Source organism: Kistimonas scapharcae (assembly GCF_039540975.1).
GTDB lineage: Bacteria > Pseudomonadota > Gammaproteobacteria > Pseudomonadales > Endozoicomonadaceae > Kistimonas > Kistimonas scapharcae.
On sequence record NZ_BAABFL010000168.1, the window covers coordinates 1 to 677 of the forward strand.

At 51.6% G+C, this 677-nt stretch carries 1 protein-coding gene; it reads right to left on the reverse strand.

Features of this window, described 5'->3' with window-relative positions; genetic code table 11:
- The coding region (locus tag ABD892_RS10215) for a hypothetical protein (RefSeq protein WP_345195519.1) at nucleotides 1–306 on the reverse strand (306 nt) is incomplete at its 3' end.
- Nucleotides 307–677 lie beyond the last annotated feature (371 nt).

A 677-nucleotide genomic window follows, 5' to 3' on the forward strand; every position in this document is an offset into this window, starting at 1 on the left:
ACACACTCGCGGGGTTTCGCCAGCGACAGGGCGAAAATCGGGGTTGACAAAGTGGTTGACAAAATCAGTGCCGAACTCCCATGAAGGCTTATGCCAGAGCGGTTGGAAAGATGCTGAATATGTCAGGAATGATACAAAAAGTGTCAACCTGGTTGACAAATTGCGGTTGGCCGCTGTCCGGTTAGCAATACTGACCACCGTGTTGTTCACCACGGCAAAACAGCCGTGTTTTACTTGATATTCAGGCGTCTGACCATATACACCGTAACCTATACGGTTGATGGTTATGATGAAAAAATAACCCAACCGGCATATCACCAGTCTGTGGGTAATGTCGACAGAACAAAAGCTCAATATTTATGGTGCCTCCCTCGACGACAGCTACCACTTCTCCTCCGCAAGGACTCACGGGCATAGACCTGCTAGTGCAAGCAGCTGCAGAAATCGAAGCAGGTCCTACTCAATCAACACGGGCACATCGCAGTGTTAGGGTATCCGCTCAAGAAGTAACCCATAGCGCAACTGCAGCGACATCAGAAGGGTCGAAAACCCACACCGGCACCGAAGCCGGTTGCACCCAGAGCTTTGCCGCGGAGTCCGGCCTGACACAACACCTGGTTCACAAACACAAAAAAGAGGGCGCTTTCAAGTGCACCGAAGCCGGTTGCACCCAGAGC